Origin of the sequence: Pseudoduganella buxea (genome assembly GCF_009720835.1) — a bacterium.
In the GTDB taxonomy this organism is placed as follows: Bacteria; Pseudomonadota; Gammaproteobacteria; order Burkholderiales; family Burkholderiaceae_D; genus Rugamonas; species Rugamonas buxea.
On record NZ_WNKZ01000344.1, the window covers coordinates 1 to 247 of the forward strand.

Below are 247 nucleotides of genomic sequence, written 5' to 3' on the forward strand. Positions count from 1 at the left end.
CTCGTGTCCCGCCCTACTTGTCGTACGCTTAGTACCACCGGTCTGATTTCGTGTACGGGGCTATCACCCACTATGGCGCCTATTTCCAGAGGCTTCCACTATCAGTCCGACTATCACGTACAGGCTCTTCCCATTTCGCTCGCCACTACTTTGGGAATCTCGGTTGATTTATTTTCCTGCAGCTACTTAGATGTTTCAGTTCGCCGCGTTCGCCTCACACACCTATGTATTCAGTGAGTGATACCCT

The 247-nt window shown here is 51.0% G+C and carries 1 rRNA gene; it reads right to left on the bottom strand.

Annotated features, from left to right (window positions below):
* Positions 1-247, bottom strand: a 23S ribosomal RNA gene (locus GM672_RS28180); the annotation flags it as partial.